A 24,423-nucleotide genomic window follows, 5' to 3' on the forward strand; every position below is an offset into this window, starting at 1 on the left:
GCTGCTCGTCACTCGCGCGTTCGCTACTCACCATTCGCAGGTTTCCAATGGCCACCATCCACTTCGATCTCGTCTCGCCGGAAAAGCTCGCATTCTCGGGCCAGGTCGATCAGGTCGATATCCCCGGCGTCGAGGGTGACTTCGGCGTGCTGGCGGGACATGCGCCGGTCGTGGCTGCGATCCGGCCCGGCATCCTCACCGTGACCACGGGCGGCAGGCACGTGAAGATCATCGTGCTCGGCGGTCTCGCCGAAGTCTCCGAAAAGGGCCTCACCGTGCTCGCCGACGTCGCGACGTCGCTCGACGAACTCGACCGTGCCCAGTTCGCCGCGACCATCTCCGAGATGGAAGACGGCCTGAAGGAGCACGAGGGCGGCGAGCTCGATCAGGCCATCGAGCGGCTCGACCACTTCAAGAGCATCCAGCAGCAGCTCAACAGCACGGCTATGCACTAAGCCCCGGTGCACTGCTCCGGGGCTCAAGCTAAAAATTCCTGAACAGGTTCAGCGCTCGTCACGAAAGTGGCGGGCGCTGAAACTTTGTTGCACCGCGCCGCCGATAGCGGCATTCTGCGCCCGCGAATTTGTTTCGGGGCTGGCAGCAGATGAAACGCAAGATCGCAGCGATTTTCGCAGCCGATATTGCCGGTTACTCAAGACTGGTCGCGGAAGACGAAGAGGAGACGCTGCGGCGTCTCGCCTCCTATCGCGAGGTCGTCGACGACTTCATCGCGAAGGCCAACGGCCGCATCTTCAACACGGCGGGTGACGCCGTGCTCGCGGAGTTTCCGAGCGCGGTCGATGCGGTGCGTTGCGCGATCGACATCCAGGAATCCCTGCGAACCCGCAACATGGCCTATCCGCCGAGCCGGCAGATGTCGTTCCGCATCGGCATCACCATCGGTGACGTGGTCGAGCGCAACGGCGATCTGCTCGGTGACGGCGTCAATATCGCCGCCCGGCTCGAAGGCCTCGCCGAGGTCGGCGGCATTTGCGTCTCCCGCGCCGTGCACGAGCAGGTCGCCAACAAGCTGTCGGTGCAGTTCGCCGACATCGGCGCGCAGGAGATCAAGAACATCCCGACGCCGGTGCATGCCTACATGGTGGCGATGCGGCGCGAGGACGGCACTTACGCCACGCCGAAACTGAAGAAGCCCGCCTCCAAGCTGGCCGCGGCACCCGTCTGGATGTGGCCGCTGGTGGTCGCCGTCGTCTCGGTCGTCGCCATCCTTGTCACCGGCTTCCTCTACAACACCAAGCTCAAGCAGACGGTCACCGCCGCAGTCGCGCCGGCCGCGACGCCAAGTGCTGCAATGCCAAGCGCAGCGCCAGCGGCAGATGCCGTGGCGCCGAGCCCGATGCCGACCCAGATGGCAAAGGCGCCGATGGCTCCGATGAGCCCAGCCGGCGCTGCGATGGCGCCGATGCCCGCGTCCTCACCATCCGCCGCGCCGCTATCGGGCAAGCTGGCCGCCGACAGCGTGCCCTTCATCAACGAGCGCATCCGCAACTATCTGGCTGGCGACTATTCCGCCTCCGGCGACTACAAGGCCTTCGCGCTCAATGTCGGCGGCTTCACAGGCGCGGCGTTGAACCAGCCGACCGAGGAAGCCGCGCGCAACATGGCGCTCGAGCAATGCCAGAAGCGCGCCGATGCCGCGCAATCGCCGCGGCGCTGCGAGCTCTATGCGGTCGGCAACGACGTCGTCTACACGCACGGCAAGCCGCCGATGCCGCCGCAGCCCTGGGTGCGCCACGACGCCATGACCGAGCGGGCCTTCGTGCCGAAGGATTTTCCTATGGTGCGCGATCCGGCAAAAGTCCGGCTCGAGAACATGTTCGTGCCGGCGGCGAAATCCCGCGCGATCGCGCTCGGCCCGGGCGGTCAATATTTCATGGTGCTGGGCGCGTCATCCGTCGACGATTCGGCGCGGCGTTCGCTGGAATCGTGCGGCGCCATCGCCGGCATGGCCTGTCTGATCGTCGCGGTCGACGACAATTTCGTCGTGCCGATCCCGACCCTGCTCAGGATCACCGGCTTCTTCCATGCCGCTTCCAACGCCTCGATCGCCGCCGACGCGCGGGCCGAGGTCGTACGCAAGCTCGCCGATGGCATGGGCTGGAACGCGGTCGCGGTCGGAACCGCGGGCCGGCCGGGCCTCGGCCTGAAGGTGGCGGACGAGCAGACCGCCGTCAACTCCGCGCTCGCCGACTGCGCCAAGCGCGACAGCGATTGCCACGTCATCGCGATCGGCCCGTTCACGGTCGGACCGACGAATTAGAGCTTGCTGGACGTAGGCCGCCACGCCGCTTGTGCCCCGCGGCCGATTCTCTTTGACGCTTCAAAAACTTCGCCACAACCACCGCGCATCGCGCCGGCAATCGCCGGCTACTGTGCATGGGGTTGTTTTCGCGGTTTTAGTTTGCGAAGGGCGCAAACTGCTGCGCGACCGCGCGGTAGACGTCGCGACGGAACGGCACCACGAACTCGGTGACGCGGTCGAGCCGCTCCCAGCGCCAGGCGTCGAACTCCGCGGGCTGTTCGTTGCGCGGCGTCAGCGGATCGATCTCGTCATCGCGGCCGGTGAAGCGCAGCGCGAACCATTTCTGGCGCTGCCCGCGGAACTTCGCCAGCCGATGCGTCTGCGGCCCGTCGTAGGGCGGGAACTCGTAAGTCAGCCAGTCTGTCTCGCCGAGATAGTCCGCACTCTTGACGCTGGTCTCTTCCCAAAGTTCGCGCAGCGCCGCATCGCGCAGGTTCTCGCCCTCATCGACACCACCTTGCGGCATCTGCCAGTCGAGGCCCGGCAGGATGATCTCGGGGCCGTCGCCCTTGAAGCGGTGGCCGATCAGCACGCGGCCATCGGCATTGAAGAGGGCGATCCCCACGTTGGGACGGTAGGGTTTTTGATTGGTCACGCGCGCGTCTTTCATCGTCATTCCGGCGATGCATTAGCACCGAACCCGGGATGACGATTTGATTTATTCATCCGCCAGCGCGGAAAATTCCTTCACCACGCGCTCATAGACCGGGCGCTTGAACGGGATGATCAAACCGGTCAGGTTCTTCATCGGCTCCCAGCGCCAGCTCACGAACTCGGCCTTGTGGCCGCCGCCGGGCTTTTCGACATTGATCTCGCTGTCCTTGCCGGTGAACCGGACCGCGAACCATTTCTGGCGCTGGCCGCGATAGCGGCCCTTCCAGGCGCGCCCGGCAACCGTGCGCGGGATGTCGTAGACGAGCCAGTCCGGGACCTCGCCGAGCCGCTCGACCGAGCGCACGCTGGTCTCCTCATAGAGCTCGCGCTTGGCGGCATCCCAGGTGTCCTCGCCGGGATCGACGCCGCCCTGCGGCATCTGCCAGACATGGGCGTCGTCGACATGCTCGATGCCACCGGCGCGGCGGCCGATGAACACCAGACCCTTCATGTTGATCAGCATCACACCGACGCAGGTACGGTAGGGCAGATCCTCGTAACGTGCCATTCCGCCAGACCTCTCGCGTGCTTTTGGTGGGTATGCCGGTCCCGAGGGCCCGTAACGTACCAATCCGTTGATTTAGCTAGATTTTGATTTCAGCATCGCGGTTGTCAACGGCACCAAAAGGATACCACGGTCGCTCAATGTCTTGGTCCAGCTGCCGATGCGCTCGATCGAGACCGGCAGGGCGGAGGCGGTGCCGATTGCAACGCCGCGCTCGCGCGCCATCGATTCGAGCTTGTTCAGGGCGCGGTCGATCTCCGCCGGGGTCGGCACCACGTCGATCGCGATATCGCCCTTGCCGAACGGCATCGCCTGGCTGCCCGCGGCCTGGGGCGCGATGCTGCGCGGCGAGGAGCCGTCGTCGAAGAAGCCGAGGCCGCGCTTGGCCGCCTCGCGGATGATCGGCTGCATCGCGGCGTCGGTCGCCACGAAACGGGCGCCCATGAAATTGGTGAGGCCGGCATAGCCCTGCATCCGGCTCAGGTGCCAGTACAGGCGGTCCATGTTCTGGTCGGTGGTGAGCGAGGTCAGCAGCGTCTGCGGGCCCGGGTCGTTGTCCGGGAAGTCGTAGGGCTCCATCGGGATCTGGAGGAAGATCTCGTGCCGCTGGGCGCGGGCCCGCTCGGCGAGCTTGCCGGGATCGGCGCCATAGGGCGTGAAGGCCAGCGTCACCGCCGGCGGCAGCCGCATGATCGCGTCGGTGGTCTTGGCCGCGCCGACGCCAAGGCCGCCGATCAGGATCGCGACCACAGGCATCTTTGCCGCCTTGGCGCGGTCGGCATCCGCCGCGTAGACGTTGAACGGCTTCGCGCCCTCGGCCGTCACGGGGATCATGCCGTAGCGCGATTTTTCCAGCAGTTTTGGGTCGATCCCGGCCATGACGGGCGGAGGGGCGGAGGCGGCTGCCGCGTCCCCCTTGTCGGCGGCATCGCCGCCACCGATCACCACGTCGTGGCGCGTGCCGGTGGAACCGTCGATCATGGTGACGGTCTTCTGCTCGCCCGCCTGCTTCGGCGCCTCCTTGGCCTCGTGCTTGCTCTCTGGCTTGCTCTCCTGGCCAAGGCTCGCGGCGGCCGGCTTCTCGTCGGTGGCCCTGGGCTCGCGGATCGCAATCCGCGTCATCGGCTCACCGCCGAGCGGATCCTTGTTGAAGATGGCGAAGCCGGCGAAGGCGACCAGGAACAGGCCGAGCATGACCGTGAGGGCCTGCATGGCTGTGAACGGCAGCCGCAGCCGCCGTTTCCGGCGCGGCTTGTCCTGTCCGAGCGGGGCGCTCAGATCATCGGCCGTTTCAGTCATGCGAGATCCCGAATCACTCCCGCCGACGATACCACGCCGAGGTCAAGCGGCGTCAGGCCGGGATAGGCCGGGGGTAGCAGGAGCCCCAAGCAAAAAGGGCGGCTCCAGGAGCCGCCCTTTTCGAGAGATGAGGTGACGCGCCGACTTAGTTCGCCGCTTTGGGCTTGTCGGTCGTGGCCTTGTTGTCGCCCGGCGTCGGCGCCGCGGAGGCGCTGTTCTTGATGCCGTGGAGCAGGTCGTCCGCGAGCTTGAGCGCCTTGTCGTCCTTGGCGTCCGGCGGGACGTAGGACTGCGAGCCGGTCTTCTCGTCGCCGTCGTTCTTGAGATGGCCGCGCAGCGAAGCCTCGCCCTTGGTGTCGGTGCGCGACTTCAGCTCGTCCGGCACATCCTGGAGCACTTCGATGTCGGGCACGATGCCCTTCGCCTGGATCGACTTGCCCGACGGCGTGTAGTAGCGCGCCGTGGTCAGGCGCAGCGCGCCGTTGCCCGAGCCGAGCGGAATGATGGTCTGCACCGAGCCCTTGCCGAACGAGCGCGTGCCGACGATGGTCGCGCGCTTGTGGTCCTGCAGCGCGCCGGCGACGATTTCCGATGCCGAAGCCGAACCGCCGTTGACCAGCACGATAACAGGCTTGCCCTTGGTGAGGTCGCCCGCATGCGCGGTGCGGCGCTGGGTCTCCTCGGCATTGCGGCCACGGGTCGAGACGATCTCGCCCTTCTCCAGGAACGAGTCGGAGACGGTGACCGCTTCCTCGAGCAGGCCGCCCGGGTTGTTGCGGAGATCGATGATGTAGCCCTTGAGCTTGTCGCCGATCTGATTCGAGAGGTTGGCGACCTCGCGCTTCAGGCCTTCGGTGGTCTGCTCGTTGAAGGTGGTGATGCGGATATAGGCGATGTCGTCGGCCTCGATGCGCGCGCGCACCGAGCGGACGCGAATGTTGTCGCGCACCAGGGTGACGTCGATCGGATTGTCCTGGCCCTTGCGGATGATCTTGAGCTTGATCTTGGTGTTGACCGGACCGCGCATCTTCTCGACCGCCTGGTTCAGGGTCAGGCCCTGCACGGCTTCGTCGTCGAGATTGGTGATGATGTCGTTGGCCATGACGCCGGCGCGCGAAGCGGGGGTGTCGTCGATCGGCGAGACCACCTTGATCAGGCCGTCCTCCATCGTGACTTCGATGCCGAGGCCGCCGAACTCACCGCGGGTCTGCACCTGCATGTCGCGGAAGCTCTTGGCGTCCATGTAGCTCGAATGCGGATCGAGGCCGGTGAGCATGCCGCTGATGGCGGATTCGATCAGCTTCGTGTCATCGGGCTTCTCGACATAGTCCGAGCGCACGCGCTCGAACACATCGCCGAACAGATTGAGCTGGCGATAAGTGTCTGCAGTTGCGGCTCGCGCGCTGGAGCCCATGAAGACCGCGCGCGGCTGGGTCACGAACAGCGTCAGCGCAGCACCGGTGGCCGCGCTGAGGAGGATAACTGAAGTCTTGCGCATCATCCGCGAACCTTCTCGCCTTCATTTGCGGCCCACCATGGGCCTGGATCGATTGGAGTGCCGTCCTTACGGAACTCGACATACAGCACAGGTTGACTCGCGTTCGTGGCGAGAATGGAGGCGACTTGTGAGGTCGATCCCATGGTCGCGACCGGCTCCCCCGTGAGCACAAACTGACCGATGTTAACCGAAATGCGCTCCATCCCGGCGATCAGGACATGATACCCGCCCCCGGCGTTGAGGATCAAGAGTTGTCCATAGCTGCGGAACGGGCCGGAATAGACAACCCAGCCATCACACGGCGTCGTGACCTGGGAGCCGGGCCTGGTTGCCAGCGAAATGCCCTTCTGGACACCGCCGACCCCGTCGGAACCGCCAAAATCCCTGATCTTGTTACCGTTAACCGGGAGAGGCAGGAGCCCCTTGGCCGCCGCGAAGGCGATCGCCGGGGTGGTCCGGGACCGGTCCTTGAAAGTGCCCGGACCGGGCTTGGCGCTGGCGGCCGCCTTGGCCTCGGCCTGCTTGGCGGCCTCAGCCGCCTTCTCGGCGGCCTTGGCGGCGCTCTGCAGATCCTGCTCCATCTTGGTGATCAGCCCCTGGAGATCGCCGACCTGCCTGGAGAGCGCGATGGCGCGCGAGTTCTCGGCGTCTAGGTCTTTTTCGCGCGACGCCTGCTGACGCTGCCGCTCGTCGACCAGGGCGGTCAGCCGGGTCTGGTCGTTGCGGACCTTGTCGCGGTCGGTGGCAAGCTGGTCGCGTTCGGCGGCGATGTTCTTGCGCAAGGCCACGAGCTCGCCGAGGTCGCCGGCGAGCTTCTCGGCGCGGCCGCGCAATTCCGGCACCACGGCGCCGAGCAGCATGGCGGTGCGCAGTGATTGCAGCGCATCTTCTGGCCGCACCAACAGCGCCGGCGGCGTGCGCCGGCCGGCGCGCTGCAGGGCCGCCAGCACCTCGACGATGTCGGCGCGGCGCGACTCCAGCGAGGTGCGCATCTGCTGCTCGCGGCCGTTGAGCGAGCGCAGCCGCGCTTCGGCTTCGTCGATCTTGGTCTCGACGGCCCGCACATTGGCTGCGGTATCGATCAGCTGCTGATTGAGCTGGGTGCGGTCCTGGCCGAGCGAGGTGATTTCGGCCTTGAGCTTGGCCTGCGCTTCCTCGGCGCTCTTCTGCCTCGCGCGGGCGGCCTCGAGCTCCTGCTCGCGCTGCTTGATCGCATCGGGCGAGGCGGCCGCCGTCTGTGGCGCGGGCGCAATTATCGGACCTTGCGTCTGAGCTTGCGCGAGGCTTGCGCCCGTGACGCCGGCGATCAGCAGCAGGTTGAGGATCGGCGCTCGCATCGCTTTACGCAAAGGTGCTCGTTGTGCGCGCATCACGCGCGGTGATAGGGGTGGCCGGCCAGAATGGTGGCGGCCCGATAAAGCTGTTCCAGAAGCATGACGCGGACCATTTGGTGCGGCCAGGTCGCAGAGCCGAACGCGATCGCGAGCTTGGCCTTACGGCGCAATTCGGGCGAAAGTCCGTCCGCCCCTCCGATCACGAAGATAGTATGTCCGGCACCCTCGTCGCGCCAGCGACCGAGGTGCCGTGCGAATACGGTGGAGTCGAGATTCTGGCCGCGCTCGTCCAGCGCCACCAGGATCGATTTTTCCGGGATGTGCGCACCAATCGCCGCGGCCTCTTCGGCCATCCGTGTCGCGGTGTCGCGCGCGCGGCTTTCGGGGATTTCGTGGATGGTGAGCTCGCGGAATCCGAGCTTGCGGCCGGCTTCGTCGAACCGCTCGAAATAGCGGTCGGCAAGCTCCCGTTCGGGGCCCTGCTTCAGCCGGCCCACCGCAATGACAGCAACGCGCATGATATCTTCAGGTCGTGTTTCGAGACCGCGCGCAATATGCGCGCGCACGACGCTAGCATGCGCGTCAGCCGATTCGAAATCGGCTCGATGAGCCTAGATCGCCTTCGCCGCCCCTGGGCCCTGCGTGTACAATCTCTCGAGATTGTAGAACTCACGGACCTCGGGTCTGAACACGTGCACGATCACATCGCCGGAATCGATCAGCACCCAGTCGCAATTGGGCAAGCCCTCGACGTGGATGTTCCTGATGCCGTTTTCCTTGAGGCCCTTGGCGACGTTGTCCGCGATCGCGCCGACGTGCCGGTTCACCCGGCCGGTGGTGACGATCATGTAGTCGGAGTACGCCGATTTGCCGCGAAGGTCGATGGTGACCGTCTCTTCCGCCTTCATGTCGTCGAGGCGGGAGAGGATCAGGCTCAGCGTCTTGTCGGCGTCGGGTTGCGCCTTCAAGGCCGCAGCTTTGGTCGATGTTTTACGCGCCGGTTTCGCTACCTTGGGTAAAACAGACTTGGACAATACAGATGTGGTCAGGGACCATTCCTTTCACTGTATCGCGAACGCCGAATCCGACGCTCACTGGTTACACTACATCATGTGGGGTTAAGGGTTTCAATATGCCAGAGAGTCTGAAATCCCCACAACGTCCACACACTCCGTCTCACTTCGGACCTTTCCAGCTCCCGTCCGGGTTCCGCAAGCCGGTCGAGGACAGGTTCAGTTTCAACCCCGTCAGAAAGACCCAGGCTGGCGCTGGCCGATCCGGAAGCAATGCCGCGTCCGTCTCGGGCACGCGGTAGCGTGCAAGGGCCTGGGCAGCGGGCGAGGCGAGGGCGCGAAAACTCTGCGGCGGGCGATCGATGACCGCAATCGGCACCTGGTCGGCGATGCGCCGCCAGTGCTGCCAACGATGGAATTGAGCGAGATTGTCGGCGCCCATGATCCAGACAAAGCGCAGGCCGCTGAGGCGGCGGCGCAAGGTGTTGATCGTGTCGATAGTATAGCGGGTACGAATGACGGATTCGAGACAGGTCACCTCGATCCTGGGATCGTCGGCGACGTCGCGCGCGGCTTGCATGCGCGCGCCGAGCTCATGCAGCGTGCCGTTCTCCTTCAGCGGATTGCCCGGCGTCACCAGCCACCACACGCGGTCGAGTCGGAGGCGTTTCAGCGCGAACTGGCTGATGGCGCGATGGGCCTCGTGCGGTGGATTGAACGAGCCGCCGAGCAGGCCGACGCGCATGCCTTCGGTGTAGGGCGGAATGGCCTGCGCGAAGAAACGTGGCGCGACGAAATTGTTACTCAATGCCCCACGCCTCGCGACATGACTTACGGCCGCGTCTGACCTGTGCCGTGGACGCGATATTTGAAGCTCGTGAGCTGCTCGGCGCCGACAGGACCACGGGCGTGGAATCGGCCAGTGGCGATGCCGATCTCGGCGCCGAAACCGAACTCGCCGCCGTCGGCGAATTGCGTCGAGGCATTGTGCAGCACGATCGCGGAATCGACCTCGCTCAGGAATTTCTTCGCAGCAGCCTCATCCGCGCTCACGATCGCATCGGTGTGGTGCGAGCCGTGGTTCTGGATATGCGCGATTGCGCCGTCGACACCGTCCACCACCTTCGCCGCGATGATCGCGTCGAGATATTCGGTGTCCCAATCGTCTTCGCTGGCAGCCTTGACGCGCGCATCGGTCTTCTGCACGGCGTCGTCGCCGCGCACTTCGCAGCCGGCCTCGATCAGCATCTCGACCAGCGGCCTCAGGTTCTTGGCGGCCGCGGCGCGATCGACCAGCAGCGTCTCGGCCGCGCCGCAGACGCCGGTGCGGCGCATCTTGGCGTTGAGCACGATCGACTTCGCCATGGCGAGGTCGGCGCTGGCATCGATATAGACGTGGTTGACGCCTTCGAGATGCGCGAACACGGGCACGCGGGCCTCCTGCTCGACGCGCGCGACGAGGCTCTTGCCTCCGCGCGGAACGATCACGTCGATGGCGCCGTTCAACCCCGACAGCATCATGCCGACCGCCGCGCGGTCGCGCGTCGGCACCAGCGTGATCGCAGCTTCGGGGAGCCCGGCGTCACGCAGGCCCTGGACGAGACATTCATGGATCGCGCGGCACGAACGAAAACTGTCGGAGCCGCCGCGCAGGATCACGGCATTGCCGGATTTCAGGCACAGCACGCCGGCATCCGCCGCAACGTTCGGCCGGCTCTCGAAGATCACGCCGACGACGCCGAGCGGAACGCGCACGCGCTCGATGGTCATGCCGTTCGGCCGCTGCCAGCTCTCGGTGACGATGCCGATCGGATCGGCGATGCCGCGCACGATACCGATGCCCTCGGCCATCGACTCGACGCGCGCAGGTGTCAGCGTCAGGCGGTCGATGAATGAGGCGATCATGGTGCCCGAGGCCCGGGCCTCCGCGACGTCCTCGGCATTGGCGGCAAGGATCGCGGCAGAGTTCGCGCGGATCGCCCGCTCCATGGCCCCGAGCGCCCTGTTCTTCTGCTCCGGCGGCGCCAGCGCCAGCACGCGCGCGGCAGCGCGGGCACGGGCGGCGAGATCGGACATCAGCGCCTGGAGATCGGCATTGCCGTCGACGGCTTTGAGGGGGGCGGCCATGGAGAGTTCAACCTTCTGCTAAGGCAGTGTCCTAGCACGGAAATCCCGCGTCTGCGAAGGGTCGGGAGGGTATGGCTGGGGCCCGGTTCGCGCCGCCCGGTCGGCCAATGGCCTGGTTGCCCCCGAGGCCGGACGGATCCTTGCGAGGCGCTCAAATATCAATAAATATCATTACTTGATAACGGAGCCGTTCCATGGCGAGCAGCTACAGCATTGGAAAGCATTTCGAGGACCTGATCGACGATCTGGTCGAGAGCGGCCGCTATGCCACCGCGAGCGAGGTCATGCGCGAAGGCCTTCGCCTAGTCGAGGAGCGTGAAGAGCGGCGCAGGGTCAAGCTGGAGGCGCTGCGGGAGGAAATCCAGAAGGGGTTTGACAGCGGACCAATGGAAGAGGTCGATGTCCAGGAATGGATGAACGACATCAAGGCGCGGGGACGGCAGCGACTGGCCGCGCGCAAACGTGGCGAATAGATTCCGCAAGGCCCCACAAGCCGACCAAGATCTAGATTCGATCTGGGATTTCATCGCGTCGGACAGCGTTCGGGCGGCCGACAAGCAGATCGCGCGCATCGGCGAGATTTTCGAGATGCTCGTGGAAAATCCCTTGGCTGGCCGCGAACGGCGAGAATTGCGCGACAGCCTGCGCAGCTTCCCCGTTGGCAATTACGTGATCTTCTATGTCCCGCTGCCCGATGGAGTCGAGATCGTCCGCGTGATGCACGGCCGCCAGGATATCGGCTCTGACGACATGCAATAGTTGGCGGACTTGCTCGTCCTTACCCACCCACCACTAGATCGTCGCGGTGGATCATCTCGGACCTCCCGCTGATGCCCAGGATGGCCATCACGTCCGGGGACGAGCGGCCCTTGATCCGCTCGGCGACCTCGGCATCGTAGGCGATCAGGCCGCGGCCGACCTCGCTGGTATCAGGACCGCGCACGATCACGGCATCGCCGCGGGCGAACTGGCCTTCGACCTTGATCACACCGGCCGGCAGCAGGCTGGCGCCGGCACGCAGCGCCGTCACGGCACCGGCATCGATGGTCAGCGTGCCCTTCGGCTCCAGCGTGCCCGCGATCCACCGCTTGCGCGAGGTGATGGGGTTGGCCGGCGTCAGGAACCAGGTGCAGCGGCCGCCGTCGGCGATCGCCTGCAGGGGATGCTCGATCTTGCCCGAGGCGATCAGCATATGCGTGCCGCCTGTGGTCGCGATCTTGGCTGCCTCGACCTTGGTGCGCATGCCGCCGCGCGACAGCTCGGACTCGGCGTCGCCTGCCACGGCCTCGATCTCGGAGGAGATGCTGTCGACCACGGGAATGAGTTTTGCGTTCGGATTGTTCTTCGGCGGGGCGTCGTAGAGCCCGTCGATATCGGACAGCAGCACCAGCAAATCGGCGCTCGCCATGGTGGCGACGCGCGCGGCGAGGCGGTCATTGTCGCCGTAGCGGATCTCGTTGGTGGCGACCGTATCGTTCTCGTTGATGACGGGGATCGCGCGCCATTCCAGCAGCTTGCCGATGGTGGAGCGAGCGTTGAGATAGCGGCGGCGCTCCTCGGTGTCCTGGAGCGTCACCAGGATCTGCCCCGCGCCGATGCCGTGGGCGCCGAGCACCTCCGACCAGATCCGCGCCAGCGCGATCTGGCCGACGGCGGCGGCCGCCTGGCTCTCCTCCAGCTTCAGCGGGCCGCGCGGCAGCTTGAGGCGGCTGCGGCCGAGTGCGATCGAGCCCGAGGACACCACGAGCACATCGCGGCCCTCGCGATGCAGCTTGGCCATGTCGTCGGCGAGCGCGGCGAGCCAGGAGGCGCGCACCTCGCCCTTGTCGGAATCGACCAGCAGGGCGGAGCCGACCTTGACGACGATGCGGCGGAATTGACTGAGTTCGGGGCTGGCCATGTGTGTATGCGTTGGCGCGTGTGACGGATTGCTCTGCATCGGAAACGGCGGAGCGACAGGCGGCGCCGGTTAAGGCCTGCTTTTGCAGCAGGACGATGGCCGGCGCAAGGCGGCTAAAATGGTAAACGGCGCTTGTCCGGGACACGCGTCTGGCTCTAATTGTCGCCAACCATAATGGGCTCAAAGAGGAAACCGATGGATCGCCGCAACTTCATCGCCGGATGTCTCGGGTTGCCGCTGTTGGCGCAGGCGGGCGGATCGCAAGCGCAGGCCGGGCTGACAAAGATGATCTTCCCGTTCGCGGCGGGAGCGGGCGGCGACACGCTGTGCCGGCTGATCGCGCAGGAGATGGCGCCGGCGCTGCAACGGACCATCGTCGTCGAGAACCGTACCGGCGGCGACGGCCTGATCGGCATCAAGGCGGTGAAGGGCGCGAGTGCCGACGGCAGCATGGTGCTGGTGACGACGGGCCCCACCATGTACCTGCTGCCGATGGTGGAGACGACGCCGAGCTTCGACACGGCCAGGGATTTCATGCCGGTGTCGCTGTTGGCGCGGTTCGAATTCGCAGTCGTGATCGGCCCGGCGATTGACGCTGCCGATTTCAAGTCATTCGTGGCGTGGCTGAAGGCGCATCCGGACAAGACGTCGTTCGGGGTGCCGAGCAACGGCACCATTCCGCATTTCATGGGCTCCAAGCTCGAGAAGGATCTCGGCATTCCCTTGACCCGCGTGCCCTATCGCGGGAGCGCGCCCATCCTCAACGATCTCATCGGCGGCCATCTGTCGTTCGGCATCGTGACATTGGCCGATGCGCTGCCGCAGCACCGCGCCAAGGGCGTGAAGATCATCGCGGTCGCGAGCGCGGAACGTTCGCCGTTCGCACCTGAGGTTCCGACGCTGAAGGAGAGCGGCATCGATCTCGTCGCGGATGCCTGGTACGGCATGTGGCTTCCCGCCGGCAGCCCGCCGGACTTCGCCAGCAAGCTCGGCGCCGCCGCGAGTGCGGCGCTCGCCAGGCCCGAGGTGAAGGAGAAGCTCACCGCGATCGGGCTGATCCCGGTCGGCAGCACCGCGGATGGCCTGACCAAGGAGCTCGCCGCCAACACGGCGTTCTGGCAGCCGATCGTGAAGGCGACGGGGTACAAGATCGAGAATTGAATGCCGCGCGCTACTCTATCCCCTCATCCTGAGGAGCCGCGGAGCGGCGTCTCGAAGGATGAAAGGCCCGGCTGTAGCAGCGGGGGCCTGCATGGTTCGAGACGGCGCTTCGCGCCTCCTCACCATGAGGGTTTTAGAGCTTCGCGCGTTGCGCGATCCCGTCCTTGATCGACGCAAGCTCCGCCTCATCCCAGACGCCGATCAAAATGCCGCCCTTCACCTGGAGCTGGTTGTCGGCATAGTTCGCGATCTTCTCGCGCGGCGTGGTGATGTGGTCGTTGGGATGCAGGGCCCAGTCGAACAGCTCGGCCTGTAGCCTCGCGATGATCGCGGCGCATTCCGGATCGTCGCCGCGATCGACGTATTCCTCCGGATCGGTTTCGAGATCATACAGCATCGGGCGGAAGCCGGAGGCGTGGATGTATTTCCAGCGGCCGTCGAACACCATGAACAGGCGGCAGCGTTCGATCGGCTGGTTCAGCTTCAGCCGCACATCCTGCATGGCGTAGTCGTATTCAGAGAACGCGACCTTGCGCCAGTCGGACGGCCTCTCGCCGCGCAGCAGCGGCAGCAGCGAGCGTCCTTCGAGGATGTGGCCCGGCACCTTGCCGCCGAAATAATCGACGAAGGTCGGCGCGAGATCGATGCCTTCCACCAGCGCGTCGCTGCGCGCGCCACGCGTGGCGTCGGCTTCCTTCGACGGATCGATGATGATCAACGGAATCTTCGCCGACTGTTCGTGGAACAGATCCTTCTCGCCCATCCAGTGATCGCCGAGATAATCACCATGATCGGAGGTAAACACGATCATGGTGGTGTCCAGCAGGCCGCGCGCCTCCAAAAACTTCATCAGCACGCCCATCTGGTCGTCGATCTGGGTGATCAGGCCCATATAGGTCGGGATCACCTTCTCGCGAGCCTCGTCGCGCGCCATGTTGCGGGAGTAGCGCATGTCCATGTAAGCGCCGAACACCGGATGCGGATTCTGGCGTTCGCGCTCGGAGCGGATCGCCGGGATCATGTCATCGGTCGAATACATGCTCGCATAGGGCTCGGGCGCGATGTAGGGCCAGTGCGGCTTGATGTAGGACAGATGCAGGCACCACGGCCTGCCGTCGGTCTCGGCCTCGCTGATGAAGTCCATCGCGCGCCGCGTCATGTAGGGCGTCTCAGAGTGCTCGTCCGGCACGCGCGCGGCCTTGTCGGCATGCACCAGGAGCCAGCCGTTCTGCAGGGAGCCGTCGCCAGCTTCGCCGGAATTCGCCCAATGCTCCCAGGGATTGGTCGCCTCGAATCCCTGGCTGCGCAGGTACTCATCGTATTTCGGGCGCGGCCGTCCCGTTGGATGCAGGCCGTCGTCACGCTCATAAGGCTCGAACCCGCATTCGGCAACGTGAACGCCGATCATCGATTCCGGCGGGATGCCGAGCGCCTTCATGCCCTCGAGATCGGGCGCCATGTGGGTCTTGCCGACCAGCACGTTGCGCACGCCGATCTTTTTGAGGTGGTCGCCGAGCGTGGGCTCGCCGACGCGCAGCGGCCAGCCGTTCCAGTGCGAGCCGTGCGAGCGCATGTAGCGCCCGGTGTAGAACGACATCCGCGACGGGCCGCAGATCGGCGACTGCACATACGCCTTGCTGAACAGCACGCCACGCTTGGCCATGGCGTCGATGTTGGGCGTTTTCAGCGTGGGATGGCCGGTGCAGCCGAGATAGTCGTAGCGAAGCTGGTCGCACATGATCCAGAGAACGTTCTTCGCGCGCGCCATGCTTCGCCCCTGCCGTTTCTTGATTTTTTAATGCTGCGCTATCGCGGGCGCGATGACAAGCCAGCGATACGCGTGCCCGCGGCCGCGCATTCCGCTGTCGTCCCTGCGAAAGCAGGGACCCATAACCCCAAGACGTAGTTTTGCGAAGGCTCGTTGTTCGGTACTACAACCGTCCGCAATCGAAAGATCACGCGGTATGGGTCCCCGCTCCCCGTGCGCAATTGCGCACTAGGCGGGGACGACCGTGGGGAGAGAGTTCAAGCCGACCACGGCTCCGCTTCGGCCGCGCTCTTCGCCTTGGCCGATACCGGGGCCTCGCCGATCACTTCGACAAGCGCGCGCAACGCTTCCTTCACGCCGTCGCCGGTGATGCCGGAGAGCAGCAGCGGTGTCTTCTTGGCGGCGCGCTTCAGCCGGTCCTTCTGCTTCTTCAACTCGTCCGGCCCGACCGCGTCGATCTTGTTCAGCGCGACGATCTCGATCTTGTCGGTGAGCAGGCCGCCATAGGCATTGAGTTCGTTGCGAACCGTCTTATACGCCTTGCCCGCGTGCTCGCAGGTCGCGTCGACGAGATGCAGCAGCACGCGGCAGCGCTCGACATGGCCGAGGAAGCGGTCGCCGAGGCCGGCGCCTTCATGCGCGCCTTCGATCAGACCGGGAATGTCCGCCAGCACGAATTCGCGGCCGTCGGAATTCACGACGCCGAGCTGCGGATGCAGCGTGGTGAAGGGATAGTCGGCGATCTTCGGCTTCGCCGCGCTGACCTTGGAGAGGAAGGTCGATTTGCCGGCATTGGGCAGGCCGACCAGGCCGGCATCCGCGATCAGTTTCAGCCGCAGCCAGATCCAGCGCTCCTCGCCGGGCTGGCCGGGATTGGCGTTGCGCGGCGCGCGATTGGTCGACGATTTGAAATGCGCGTTGCCGAAGCCGCCATTGCCGCCCTCGGCCAGCACGAACTTCTCGCCGACATCAGTGAAGTCGTGGATCAGGGTCTCGCGATCCTCGTCGAAGATCTGCGTGCCCACGGGGACCTTCAGCACGATCGCCTTGCCGTTGGCGCCATGGCGGTCCGAGCCCGAGCCGTTCTCGCCCTTCTGGGCCTTGAAATGCTGCTGGTAGCGGTAGTCGATCAGCGTGTTGAGGCCGTCGGCGACCTCGATGACCACGTTGCCGCCGCGGCCGCCATTGCCGCCGGAAGGACCGCCGAATTCGATGAACTTCTCGCGGCGGAACGCCACGCAGCCGTTCCCGCCGTCACCGGAGCGGATATAGACCTTTGCTTCGTCGAGGAATTTCATGGGCCATAGGTAGGGCAGGTGGTCCCGCGCGGCAACCCGGACTTATCCCTGAATCGGCCGAATTTCCGCGAATTTGACCCCGTGCTTAACCCGCAGGCCGTCTCCGGATCAGGAATTTCTGCATCCCCTCCAGCACCAGCTCCTTGCGCTGGTTGAATACGGTGCTTTTGAGCGTCACCGCGCCGGTCGTGCGACCCGGCACCAGCTCCGTGACCTCGAGCGCGGGATAGATGGTGTCGTCGGCGAACACCGGTTTGAGGAACCGGCTCGATTGCTCGAGGAAGCCGACCAGGGAGTCCTCGACCATGAACGGAAACAGGCCTGCGCCGGGCGCCGTGTGGATCAAGGTCTGGAAGCCGTGGGCGAGCAGATGCGGCATGCCGCGGCTGCGGCAATATTCCACGTCGTAATGCACGGGATGAGTGTCGCCGCTCGCGGTCTGGAAGGCGGCGAACACCGCCGAGGTCTGGGTGCGGCTCGGCAGCACGAAGCGCTCGCCGACCACGAAATCCTCAAACCAGCGTTGCGCGGGGATCATGCGATGCCGCGTCGGGTCGAAGTCGGTCATGTCCATGCTCTCTAGTTGGGGAGGCGCCTATCGCTATCGCGCCGCGAAGAGTGCGACAATCCGTTCAATCGGCAGATGCGGGCTTGTCCGGCGCGCCCACGTGATTAAAACGGCGCCAATGCCCTTCTTCAAGAATCTCTCCGCCTATGACGACCGCTCCGCACGCCTGGCCGGCATTGCGTTGATGGTGCTGTCGATCTTCATGTTCTCGTTCGGCGACGCCATGGGCAAGTTCCTGGTCGGGACGTATTCGGTGGGGCAGCTCTTGTTCCTGCGCGCCTGCGCGGCGCTGCTGCTGCTGTCGCCGCTGGTCTGGCGGCAGCGTCACCAGTTCCTGCATCTGGAGCGGCCGCGCCTGCAGCTGTTTCGCGTCGTGCTGTCGACGCTGGAAGTGGCCGCTTTCTTCCTCGCGACGGTCTATCTGCCGCTCGCCGACGTCATCACTTATTATCTCGCCGGCCCCATCTTCGTCACCGCGATGTCGGCGATCTTCCTCGGCGAGAAGGTCGGCTGGCGGCGCTGGACGGCGATCCTGATCGGCTTCTGCGGCGTGCTGATCGCGTTACGGCCGTCGGCCCAGACGGTCAGCCTGCCGGCGCTGATCGCGCTCGGCGGCAGTCTGTCGTTTGCGACCCTGATGCTGATCACGCGCAGCCTGCGGAAGACGCCCGACATCGTGATGGCGTCGTCGCAATTCATCGGCACGTTCTCGCTGGGTGCTGTGCTGTCGGCATTCCACTGGGTGCCGCCGACACCGGGCAGCCTCGCGATCTTCGCAATGGCGGGGTGCGTCTCGGTGACGGCGCTGTTCTGCGTCAACCGCTCGCTCAAGCTGGCGCCGGCGAGCGTCGTGGTGCCCTATCAATATTCGATGATCGTCTGGGCCGTGATCTTCGGCTTCGTCGTGTTCGGCGACGTGCCGTCGATTGCCACCATCATCGGCGCCGCCATCATCATCGGCGCCGGGTTCTACATCTACTTGCGCGAACGCGATCTCGGCCGCCCGAGCAACGAGGTGAATCCGCCGGCGTAGCTGCGGTCACACCGTCGTCCCGGGGCGCGCGTAGCGCGAGCCCGGGACCCATACCCACAGGACGCCGTTTTGCGATAACTCGGAGCGGGAGTTTTTGTCCCCCACTTCTCCCTGGGATTATGGGTCCCGGGCTCGCGACTTTGTCGCGCCCCGGGACGACAGCGGAGAATGGAGCAGTTCTCCGCCCTACCTCATCCGTCTCGCACTGCTCCAGTTCTTCAGCGACGACCACACGCCGCGTGACAGGCGGAAGCAATCGACCGGCGTGGACGAGCCCAGCGCGAGGAAGCGATGCAGCTGGACGCCGCTCCACTGGAAGCCGCACTTCTCCAGCACGTTGCGCGAGGCCGGATTGGTGACGCGCGCGCCCGCATGGAGATGATCGTCCTCGAATTCCTCGAAGAAGAAGTCGATCGCGCCGCGCGCCGCCTCGGTGGCAAAGCCCTGGCCCCAATGCTCGACGCCGAGCCAGTAGCCGAGCTCGGCATTGTCGGGCGTGGAGCGGTCGATGCCGACCATGCCGACCGGCCCGGTGTCGTGCTCGATCAGGAACACGGTCTCGCTGCCGAGCGCGGCGGTGGCGCGGACGAATTCGACGGCGTCGTCCTGCGAATAGGGGTGTGGAAGGCGGCGGGTGTTTTCCGCGACACGGCGGTCGTTGGCGAGGTGGGCGATGGTCCTGACGTCGGCGAGAGTCGGGCGCCGCAACGTCAGCCGCTCGGTGGCGACGACGCTCGGTCTCGCCTCCCGCAAGGTCACGCTCGAGAAATCCTGCAACATGTCCGGCTCCGTCAAAGTCACTAAGTGAAAAGTGAGCAAGTCAAACGAAAGGGGAGGCCGGTTTCCCTGCCTCCCCTGGAGCCGTCTTGTGGACTCCGCCGGTTCGGTCAAGGACCCGGCGGACTCCAAATTTGGTCCACCGTCTATTCAGCCGCCTCGGCGATCGGGAGTACCGATACGAATGTGCGGCCGTTGGCTTTGGCTTGGAACGTGACGCGACCCTCGATCTTGGCGAACAGAGTGTGGTCCGTGCCCATGCCGACATTAAGGCCGGGATGCCAGGTGGTGCCGCGCTGACGCGCAATGATGTTGCCGGGAATCACGACTTCGCCGCCGAACGCCTTGATGCCGAGGCGCTTGCCCTTCGAATCGCGACCGTTGCGCGATGAACCGCCTGCTTTTTTATGAGCCATGGCTCGTCTCCAAAATCCTGCGTACTTCTAGATCAATTCCTTGACGGAATCATTTCACAATTTCTCACGCATCAATTCGTGATTGCGCGTGATCAAATTATGCGGCGGCTTCTTCGGTGGTCGCTTCCTTGGCGACCTTCTCCCGCTTCGGACGCGGGCCCTTGGTGGGCTTGGCGCCGTCCGTCAGGATCTCGGAGATACGGAGGACCGTGATCTCGTCGCGATAGCCGCGCTTGCGGCGCGAATTTTTGCGGCGGCGCTTCTTGAACGCGATGACCTTCGGCCCGCGCTTGTGGTCGAGCACCTCGACCGCAACGGACGCGCCTGCGACCGTCGGGACGCCCAGGACCGGCGTGTCACCGCCGAGCACCAGCACTTCATTCAGCTGTATGATCGAGCCGACTTCGCCTTCGATCTTGCCTACTTCGAGAACATCATCCGGCACGACGCGGTATTGCTTGCCGCCGGTTTTGATGACTGCGAACATCGTTTTTTCTCCGTGTTCAAATCCCGGCCTCGCGACGAGAATCGTCCGGGCCGGCTTTTTGTCAGTCGCTATGGGTTTATGCGCGTTTTGTGCGGGCGGGAGTTATCCCTTTGAAAACCCACGCAAAAACAAACAGCGCGAGAAACGCCCCGCGCCGGTTGCGGGACTTATAGCCGCCGGACGCGGAGAGTCAAGGAAAAGCGCCGAAAACCGAAGAGTTTAGGGCAATTCACCCGTAATCCAGGAGGCTACAAGGCCTGCGCATGGAGGATCTCGTGGCTCTCCCATCGGTCCCATTGGCTCATGCCCGCCCCCAGGGTGCGCTCGGCCATCAGCCGGCACGACAAGGACCCGGTCTGTGATTGACGTCGATGCGGTTGATGGACAGGAAGATCCTCCCATCATTGGTCGGAACCTTTCCGACGGAACTTCCGCATCCCAAAACCGCGATCGGAGGTGGTCCCGGTATCGACGCAACGCGAGGGATATGCTTGTGCCCGTGAAGCACGGCGGCAAATCGCCGCTGGCGGACGAAGTCCCCGAATTCGGCGGCGTCCTCAAGCTGGTCGGTCTTCTCGAAAAATCGTCCCAGTATCCGCTCGTAGAACGGCCTTGCATACCAGGCGGGATTATCGACCGGGAGCGGATGATGATGGAGTACGCCAACCAGCGTGTGATCCCGCCAATCGCGTTTGTGGTCGATTTCGTTGCCAACGTCGGCAAATTGCTCCGGCCCAATCTTGCCCGCGGCGAGACGGCCGCCGGCCACTGAATTGAAGCAGACCAGACCAAGAGGCCGATCATCGAACCATCGCACGCGATTTGTCGGGAGCTTGATCGCGTTTCTCAGGTTCTCGCTCAGATAGCCATCTGTTCGGACGTCGTGGTTGCCCAAAACGAGGATCGGTGGTTCCTCCGTGAGGTTTTGCGCTGTGTCGAGGAACTGTCGCGCCGAATTGTAGTACTCGTCTTTGGGATCGTCGATCAGATCGCCGCTGATGACCAAAACGACCTTTTGCCCATTCGGTATCTCGTGGATTTGATTCCGCAACAATTGTTGCAGACGGGGCAAGCTCGTCGCTGCCTCGGTGCTTCCGATGTGAAGGTCGCTGATATGCAGCAGCGTCGTGGTTGATGCTGCAGTAGCTCTGGCCTCTGGAAATCTCCTGAAATATTCGGCTTCGAATGTCTTTAATCCGCGAAACCTGGATATCTTGAGATTGGACAACGCCCATCCCGCGCATTCGCGGACAGCAGCCGGCGTCTTGCCTGCAAAGGGCAGAAACACGGAATCCTCGTTGGGTCTCCAGAACAGCAGCCCGGGCCACCGCGTCATTGCGTTCAACGCAGTCTGAAATGGGGGGAAGACGTCCAGCAGCGCTTGCGGGTGATCGTCGAGATCCCGGGGCTGCATGATCAGGCCGTCGTCTTGCCAGTTCACCTTATGGACGAGATCGTAAAGAAATTCCGGAGAGGCCAGAAAACGATCCAGCTCCATATTCTTCATCGATGGCACGATCATGCCGATCCAAGGGTAGTGCGAAAACAGTTGTTGCAGCGACTCGAGGATCTCAAGGGGAATCTCCTGCCCGTAGGGAATCTGGCTCAATTGCGCACGTGCCGCCTCAGCGACCTCGCGCACCTTGTCCTTGTTCCCGCGAGAGGAGACAAAACGCTCCGGCAATTGGCTTAGGAACATTTCCAGCGATTCGTGCTCATCAGGCGCGGCACGCCGGGGAATGTGTCCGCCAGGCTGAAGCAAATGGGCCAACCAGTTGACGGTGGCCAGGTCGAAGGCAATTCCCATTCGATCCTCCCCACAATCTGAGGGCGAACAATATACCATATATCCCCGGACGTGGCCAGAACTGTGCCATGGGCAACGCAACCAAACGGGTTCCCGTTTGTTGTCCCGCCGGATTTTTGCAATCGGGCAGGGCTTTCATGGCAACGGACGAACTGGTCAAGACGACGACGGGCATCGCCGCCCACGGTGCGGCGCGGCTGCCGTCAGTGGACATCGACAGTTTCAACATCGAGATGAAGGACGAGGACGGTTTCCTCGGCGACCGCGCCAGCAAGGGCGCGTTCCGCGAAATCCTCGAGCGCTGGCGCAAGCCGCTGCGCAAGTCCGGCGAGGATCCGTTCGGCAAGGAGCCATCGGATGAGATCAGCAAGAAGACGCTGGACGCCATCCTGATCGGCGATGACACCGAGGCCTGGGCCGTGGTGCATAGCGCCATCGAGGACTTTGCCCAGGAGCTCGCTTACGTCACCCGTCGCTTCCTCAAGAGCAAGGCCTGGGCGAAGACCGCGCGCATCGTCGTCGGCGGCGGCTTCCGCGATTCACGGCTCGGTGAGCTCGCGATCGCGCGCACCGGGATCATCCTCAAGGCCGAGGATTTCAAGATCGACATGGTGCCGATCCGCGCCCATCCCGATGAAGCGGGCCTGATAGGCGCGCTGCATCTGGCGCCATCATGGATTTTCGAGGCTCATGACAGCATCCTCGCCGTCGACATCGGCGGCACCAACATCCGCTGTGGCCTGGTGGAGACCGGCTGGAAGAAGGCCAAGGACCTCTCGAAGGCCAAGGTCGTGAAATCCGAGCTGTGGCGTCATGCGGATGACGAGCCGACCCGCGAGGGTGCGGTGAAGCGGCTCACCAAGATGCTGAAGGGGCTGATCACCGAGGCCGAGAAAGATGGCTACAAGCTCGCTCCCTTCATCGGCATCGCCTGCCCCGGCGTGATCAACGAGGATGGCTCGATCGAGAAGGGCGCACAGAACCTGCCGGGCAATTGGGAGAGCAGCAAGTTCAACCTGCCGGCGAGCCTGATCGAGGGCATCCCCGTGATCGGCGACCACGACACCGCGATCCTGATGCACAATGACGGCGTGGTTCAGGGCCTCTCCGAGGTGCCGTTCATGCAGGACGTCGATCGCTGGGGTGTGCTCACCATCGGCACCGGGCTCGGCAATGCCCGCTTCACCAACCGCCGCAAGGACAACGGCAACGGAAAAGACCGGGATTCTACTGAGAACGGCAAGAAAAAGAGTAAGGCGGACAAGGAGTAACCTTGACTGGTTAGGTTAAGGACCGGATTGCGTTGCGGCGCACAGGACACTCGCTAGGGTCGAATCGTCGCCTCACCCTGGCCGGCGAAGCCGCCCTTCCCAGCCAGTATTTCAATGAGCGGCACGGGACCGCCAGTGTTTACCGCGTCTGGCGGTCCCACCCCTGTCTTCAGCTCCAGCCGATCCGCTGAAAGAACGCCGCGATCTCCGCGGCCGCGCGATCCGGATCTTCCCGATGCGGGAAGTGGCCGACGCCCGGAAACATCGCAAGATCGAGATCGCCAAACGTCTCGCCCAGACGATCGGTCCAGGCATAGGGAAACAGCGGATCGTGCTCGGCCCAGCGCACGCAGGTCGGCGCGTTGATCGGCGGAAGCGATAGGGCTTCGCCCTTCATCATCGCGACCCGCCCGGCATGCGAGGCGCGATAATGCGCAAAGCCCCCGGCGAGATTGCCTTCTCTGAAGAAATTGTCGGCGAAGGCGTCGAGAACATCGTCGAAGGCGCTCTCCCGGTGCGCCCAACCCTTGAGGAAGTGGCTGATATAGAGCCGGCAGCTCTCGCGGCTCATGCCGACGAGCGCGGGCGCCATCTCCATCTGGTGGAAAGATTGATACCAGATGTGGTTGAGCCTATCGGGCGCCGCCATGCGCGGCCCGATGCCGGGATAGACGAAATCGAAGAAGAACAGCCCCGCGAGCCGCTCGGGCGCCTGCCGGGCCAGCGGCTGCATCACGGCGCCGCCGACGTCATGGCCGACCACGGCGAATCGCTCGATGCCGAGCCCCTCCATCAGCGCCAGCATGTCGGCGGCATGGCCGTCCGGCCCAAAAGGCCCGTCCGGCTTGTCGCTGTCGCCGAAGCCGCGCAGATCGGGCGCGATCAGCATGAAACGGTCCGAAAGCCTTGATATCACCGGCTCCCAAGTCAGCCAGAATTCCGGCCAACCATGCAGCAAAAGCAGCGGTTTGCCGCTGCCAGCGCGGACCAGGTGGAAATCGGCGCCATTGGCCTTGATCGTCAGGTGCTCCACGGCAGTTCCTCCCGGCGGTGAGAGCGTTTTCGAGCGAAGCGGACACCGGTTCGCCTCAAGAAAACGCGTCAAAACAAGAATCTGGAGCCCCGTTCCGATTCATCGGACCGTAGACGGCTCCAGGGCAGGGCTGAAAGAGGCAGCGGATTTT

The 24,423-nt window shown here is 64.4% G+C and carries 25 protein-coding genes; 7 read left to right on the plus strand and 18 right to left on the minus strand.

Annotated elements, in window-relative coordinates:
* Positions 1 to 47 precede the first annotated feature (47 nt).
* On the plus strand, positions 48 to 455 hold the full coding sequence (locus AB7Z56_RS02180; protein ID WP_063980425.1) for a F0F1 ATP synthase subunit epsilon: 408 nt from the start codon (positions 48 to 50) through the stop codon (positions 453 to 455).
* 149 nt (positions 456 to 604) lie between these two features.
* Entirely contained in the window at positions 605 to 2,281 is a 1,677-nt protein-coding gene (locus AB7Z56_RS02185) for an adenylate/guanylate cyclase domain-containing protein (protein WP_063980426.1), read from the plus strand.
* A gap of 136 nt (positions 2,282 to 2,417) precedes the next feature.
* Here AB7Z56_RS02185 and AB7Z56_RS02190 read toward each other — a convergent pair whose 3' ends face one another.
* From AB7Z56_RS02190 to AB7Z56_RS02230, 9 genes are all read right to left on the minus strand, one after another.
* Complete coding sequence (locus tag AB7Z56_RS02190; protein WP_063985996.1) at positions 2,418 to 2,918, minus strand: RNA pyrophosphohydrolase; 501 nt, start codon at positions 2,916 to 2,918, stop codon at positions 2,418 to 2,420.
* Between the two features lie 63 nt (positions 2,919 to 2,981).
* A complete protein-coding gene (locus tag AB7Z56_RS02195; protein ID WP_063980427.1) occupies positions 2,982 to 3,485 on the minus strand; it encodes an RNA pyrophosphohydrolase in 504 nt (167 codons plus the stop codon).
* Positions 3,486 to 3,557: 72 nt separating this feature from the next.
* A complete protein-coding gene (locus AB7Z56_RS02200) occupies positions 3,558 to 4,781 on the minus strand; it encodes a divergent polysaccharide deacetylase family protein (RefSeq protein WP_063980428.1) in 1,224 nt (407 codons plus the stop codon).
* A 145-nt stretch (positions 4,782 to 4,926) separates the two neighbouring features.
* Positions 4,927 to 6,282: a S41 family peptidase gene (locus AB7Z56_RS02205; RefSeq protein ID WP_014490597.1), complete on the minus strand. Its 1,356-nt coding sequence runs from the start codon at positions 6,280 to 6,282 to the stop codon at positions 4,927 to 4,929.
* Positions 6,279 to 7,616, minus strand: a complete 1,338-nt coding sequence (locus AB7Z56_RS02210; protein WP_063980429.1) for a murein hydrolase activator EnvC family protein — start codon at positions 7,614 to 7,616, stop codon at positions 6,279 to 6,281. Before AB7Z56_RS02210 ends, AB7Z56_RS02205 begins: the two co-directional genes overlap by 4 nt.
* 32 nt (positions 7,617 to 7,648) lie before the next feature.
* Positions 7,649 to 8,131: a 23S rRNA (pseudouridine(1915)-N(3))-methyltransferase RlmH gene (gene rlmH, locus AB7Z56_RS02215; RefSeq protein WP_014490595.1), complete on the minus strand. Its 483-nt coding sequence runs from the start codon at positions 8,129 to 8,131 to the stop codon at positions 7,649 to 7,651.
* 93 nt (positions 8,132 to 8,224) lie between these two features.
* Positions 8,225 to 8,581 (minus strand): ribosome silencing factor, encoded by a 357-nt coding sequence (rsfS, locus tag AB7Z56_RS02220; protein ID WP_014490594.1) that lies wholly within the window; start codon positions 8,579 to 8,581, stop codon positions 8,225 to 8,227.
* 208 nt (positions 8,582 to 8,789) lie between these two features.
* Complete coding sequence (locus tag AB7Z56_RS02225) at positions 8,790 to 9,434, minus strand: nicotinate-nucleotide adenylyltransferase (protein ID WP_063980431.1); 645 nt, start codon at positions 9,432 to 9,434, stop codon at positions 8,790 to 8,792.
* A gap of 23 nt (positions 9,435 to 9,457) precedes the next feature.
* On the minus strand, positions 9,458 to 10,753 hold the full coding sequence (locus AB7Z56_RS02230) for a glutamate-5-semialdehyde dehydrogenase (RefSeq protein ID WP_063980432.1): 1,296 nt from the start codon (positions 10,751 to 10,753) through the stop codon (positions 9,458 to 9,460).
* 194 nt (positions 10,754 to 10,947) lie between these two features.
* Between AB7Z56_RS02230 and AB7Z56_RS02235 the strand changes: the two genes are divergently transcribed.
* Both AB7Z56_RS02235 and AB7Z56_RS02240 read left to right on the plus strand, forming a co-directional pair.
* Positions 10,948 to 11,226 (plus strand): type II toxin-antitoxin system ParD family antitoxin, encoded by a 279-nt coding sequence (locus tag AB7Z56_RS02235; protein ID WP_063980433.1) that lies wholly within the window; start codon positions 10,948 to 10,950, stop codon positions 11,224 to 11,226.
* Positions 11,216 to 11,512: a type II toxin-antitoxin system RelE/ParE family toxin gene (locus tag AB7Z56_RS02240; protein WP_063980434.1), complete on the plus strand. Its 297-nt coding sequence runs from the start codon at positions 11,216 to 11,218 to the stop codon at positions 11,510 to 11,512. The genes AB7Z56_RS02235 and AB7Z56_RS02240 overlap by 11 nt, the downstream gene beginning before the upstream one ends.
* A gap of 19 nt (positions 11,513 to 11,531) precedes the next feature.
* On the opposite strand, the gene proB is transcribed toward AB7Z56_RS02240, so the two are convergent.
* Positions 11,532 to 12,653 carry a glutamate 5-kinase gene (gene proB / locus AB7Z56_RS02245; RefSeq protein ID WP_028149988.1) on the minus strand — a complete coding sequence of 374 codons (1,122 nt, stop codon included), beginning with the start codon at positions 12,651 to 12,653 and terminating at the stop codon, positions 11,532 to 11,534.
* Positions 12,654 to 12,848: 195 nt separating this feature from the next.
* On the opposite strand from proB, the gene AB7Z56_RS02250 reads away from it, so the two are divergent.
* Positions 12,849 to 13,814, plus strand: a complete 966-nt coding sequence (locus AB7Z56_RS02250; protein WP_063980435.1) for a Bug family tripartite tricarboxylate transporter substrate binding protein — start codon at positions 12,849 to 12,851, stop codon at positions 13,812 to 13,814.
* Between the two features lie 133 nt (positions 13,815 to 13,947).
* Here the strand turns inward: AB7Z56_RS02250 and AB7Z56_RS02255 are convergent, their stop codons facing one another.
* The 3 genes from AB7Z56_RS02255 to AB7Z56_RS02265 all read right to left on the minus strand — a co-directional run bounded on the left by AB7Z56_RS02255 (position 13,948) and on the right by AB7Z56_RS02265 (position 17,448).
* Complete coding sequence (locus AB7Z56_RS02255) at positions 13,948 to 15,582, minus strand: alkaline phosphatase family protein (protein ID WP_063980436.1); 1,635 nt, start codon at positions 15,580 to 15,582, stop codon at positions 13,948 to 13,950.
* 257 nt (positions 15,583 to 15,839) lie between these two features.
* Positions 15,840 to 16,880: a GTPase ObgE gene (gene obgE, locus AB7Z56_RS02260; protein ID WP_063980437.1), complete on the minus strand. Its 1,041-nt coding sequence runs from the start codon at positions 16,878 to 16,880 to the stop codon at positions 15,840 to 15,842.
* An 85-nt stretch (positions 16,881 to 16,965) separates the two neighbouring features.
* Positions 16,966 to 17,448 (minus strand): MaoC family dehydratase, encoded by a 483-nt coding sequence (locus tag AB7Z56_RS02265; protein ID WP_014490587.1) that lies wholly within the window; start codon positions 17,446 to 17,448, stop codon positions 16,966 to 16,968.
* A 118-nt stretch (positions 17,449 to 17,566) separates the two neighbouring features.
* On the opposite strand from AB7Z56_RS02265, the gene AB7Z56_RS02270 reads away from it, so the two are divergent.
* Positions 17,567 to 18,481 carry a DMT family transporter gene (locus AB7Z56_RS02270; RefSeq protein ID WP_063980438.1) on the plus strand — a complete coding sequence of 305 codons (915 nt, stop codon included), beginning with the start codon at positions 17,567 to 17,569 and terminating at the stop codon, positions 18,479 to 18,481.
* A 186-nt stretch (positions 18,482 to 18,667) separates the two neighbouring features.
* Here the strand turns inward: AB7Z56_RS02270 and AB7Z56_RS02275 are convergent, their stop codons facing one another.
* From AB7Z56_RS02275 to AB7Z56_RS02290, 4 genes are all read right to left on the minus strand, one after another.
* A complete protein-coding gene (locus AB7Z56_RS02275) occupies positions 18,668 to 19,261 on the minus strand; it encodes a GNAT family N-acetyltransferase (RefSeq protein ID WP_063980439.1) in 594 nt (197 codons plus the stop codon).
* Positions 19,262 to 19,404: 143 nt separating this feature from the next.
* On the minus strand, positions 19,405 to 19,674 hold the full coding sequence (rpmA, locus tag AB7Z56_RS02280; protein ID WP_011083253.1) for a 50S ribosomal protein L27: 270 nt from the start codon (positions 19,672 to 19,674) through the stop codon (positions 19,405 to 19,407).
* 97 nt (positions 19,675 to 19,771) lie between these two features.
* Complete coding sequence (gene rplU / locus AB7Z56_RS02285; RefSeq protein ID WP_063980440.1) at positions 19,772 to 20,161, minus strand: 50S ribosomal protein L21; 390 nt, start codon at positions 20,159 to 20,161, stop codon at positions 19,772 to 19,774.
* Between the two features lie 331 nt (positions 20,162 to 20,492).
* Entirely contained in the window at positions 20,493 to 21,968 is a 1,476-nt protein-coding gene (locus AB7Z56_RS02290; RefSeq protein WP_441256149.1) for a metallophosphoesterase family protein, read from the minus strand.
* 137 nt (positions 21,969 to 22,105) lie between these two features.
* Between AB7Z56_RS02290 and AB7Z56_RS02295 the strand changes: the two genes are divergently transcribed.
* Positions 22,106 to 23,239: an ROK family protein gene (locus AB7Z56_RS02295; protein WP_063980442.1), complete on the plus strand. Its 1,134-nt coding sequence runs from the start codon at positions 22,106 to 22,108 to the stop codon at positions 23,237 to 23,239.
* A gap of 169 nt (positions 23,240 to 23,408) precedes the next feature.
* On the opposite strand, the gene AB7Z56_RS02300 is transcribed toward AB7Z56_RS02295, so the two are convergent.
* Positions 23,409 to 24,272, minus strand: a complete 864-nt coding sequence (locus AB7Z56_RS02300) for an alpha/beta fold hydrolase (RefSeq protein ID WP_063980443.1) — start codon at positions 24,270 to 24,272, stop codon at positions 23,409 to 23,411.
* Between the last annotated feature and the right edge of the window lie 151 nt (positions 24,273 to 24,423).

Origin of the sequence: Bradyrhizobium sp. 482_C4_N1_8, from assembly GCF_052075965.1 — a bacterium.
In the GTDB taxonomy this organism is placed as follows: domain Bacteria; phylum Pseudomonadota; class Alphaproteobacteria; order Rhizobiales; family Xanthobacteraceae; genus Bradyrhizobium; species Bradyrhizobium barranii.

Coding starts and splice junctions, on each gene's coding strand:
- AB7Z56_RS02180 (WP_063980425.1), top strand. CDS start 48: ATGGCCACCATCCACTTCGATCTCGTCTCGCCGGAAAAGCTCGCATTC.
- AB7Z56_RS02185 (WP_063980426.1), top strand. CDS start 605: ATGAAACGCAAGATCGCAGCGATTTTCGCAGCCGATATTGCCGGTTAC.
- AB7Z56_RS02195 (WP_063980427.1), bottom strand. CDS start 3,485: ATGGCACGTTACGAGGATCTGCCCTACCGTACCTGCGTCGGTGTGATG.
- AB7Z56_RS02200 (WP_063980428.1), bottom strand. CDS start 4,781: ATGACTGAAACGGCCGATGATCTGAGCGCCCCGCTCGGACAGGACAAG.
- AB7Z56_RS02205 (WP_014490597.1), bottom strand. CDS start 6,282: ATGATGCGCAAGACTTCAGTTATCCTCCTCAGCGCGGCCACCGGTGCT.
- AB7Z56_RS02210 (WP_063980429.1), bottom strand. CDS start 7,616: ATGCGAGCGCCGATCCTCAACCTGCTGCTGATCGCCGGCGTCACGGGC.
- rlmH (WP_014490595.1), bottom strand. CDS start 8,131: ATGCGCGTTGCTGTCATTGCGGTGGGCCGGCTGAAGCAGGGCCCCGAA.
- AB7Z56_RS02230 (WP_063980432.1), bottom strand. CDS start 10,753: ATGGCCGCCCCCCTCAAAGCCGTCGACGGCAATGCCGATCTCCAGGCG.
- AB7Z56_RS02235 (WP_063980433.1), top strand. CDS start 10,948: ATGGCGAGCAGCTACAGCATTGGAAAGCATTTCGAGGACCTGATCGAC.
- proB (WP_028149988.1), bottom strand. CDS start 12,653: ATGGCCAGCCCCGAACTCAGTCAATTCCGCCGCATCGTCGTCAAGGTC.
- AB7Z56_RS02250 (WP_063980435.1), top strand. CDS start 12,849: ATGGATCGCCGCAACTTCATCGCCGGATGTCTCGGGTTGCCGCTGTTG.
- AB7Z56_RS02255 (WP_063980436.1), bottom strand. CDS start 15,582: ATGGCGCGCGCGAAGAACGTTCTCTGGATCATGTGCGACCAGCTTCGC.
- obgE (WP_063980437.1), bottom strand. CDS start 16,880: ATGAAATTCCTCGACGAAGCAAAGGTCTATATCCGCTCCGGTGACGGC.
- AB7Z56_RS02265 (WP_014490587.1), bottom strand. CDS start 17,448: ATGACCGACTTCGACCCGACGCGGCATCGCATGATCCCCGCGCAACGC.
- AB7Z56_RS02270 (WP_063980438.1), top strand. CDS start 17,567: ATGCCCTTCTTCAAGAATCTCTCCGCCTATGACGACCGCTCCGCACGC.
- AB7Z56_RS02275 (WP_063980439.1), bottom strand. CDS start 19,261: ATGTTGCAGGATTTCTCGAGCGTGACCTTGCGGGAGGCGAGACCGAGC.
- rpmA (WP_011083253.1), bottom strand. CDS start 19,674: ATGGCTCATAAAAAAGCAGGCGGTTCATCGCGCAACGGTCGCGATTCG.
- rplU (WP_063980440.1), bottom strand. CDS start 20,161: ATGTTCGCAGTCATCAAAACCGGCGGCAAGCAATACCGCGTCGTGCCG.
- AB7Z56_RS02290 (WP_441256149.1), bottom strand. CDS start 21,968: ATGGGAATTGCCTTCGACCTGGCCACCGTCAACTGGTTGGCCCATTTG.
- AB7Z56_RS02295 (WP_063980442.1), top strand. CDS start 22,106: ATGGCAACGGACGAACTGGTCAAGACGACGACGGGCATCGCCGCCCAC.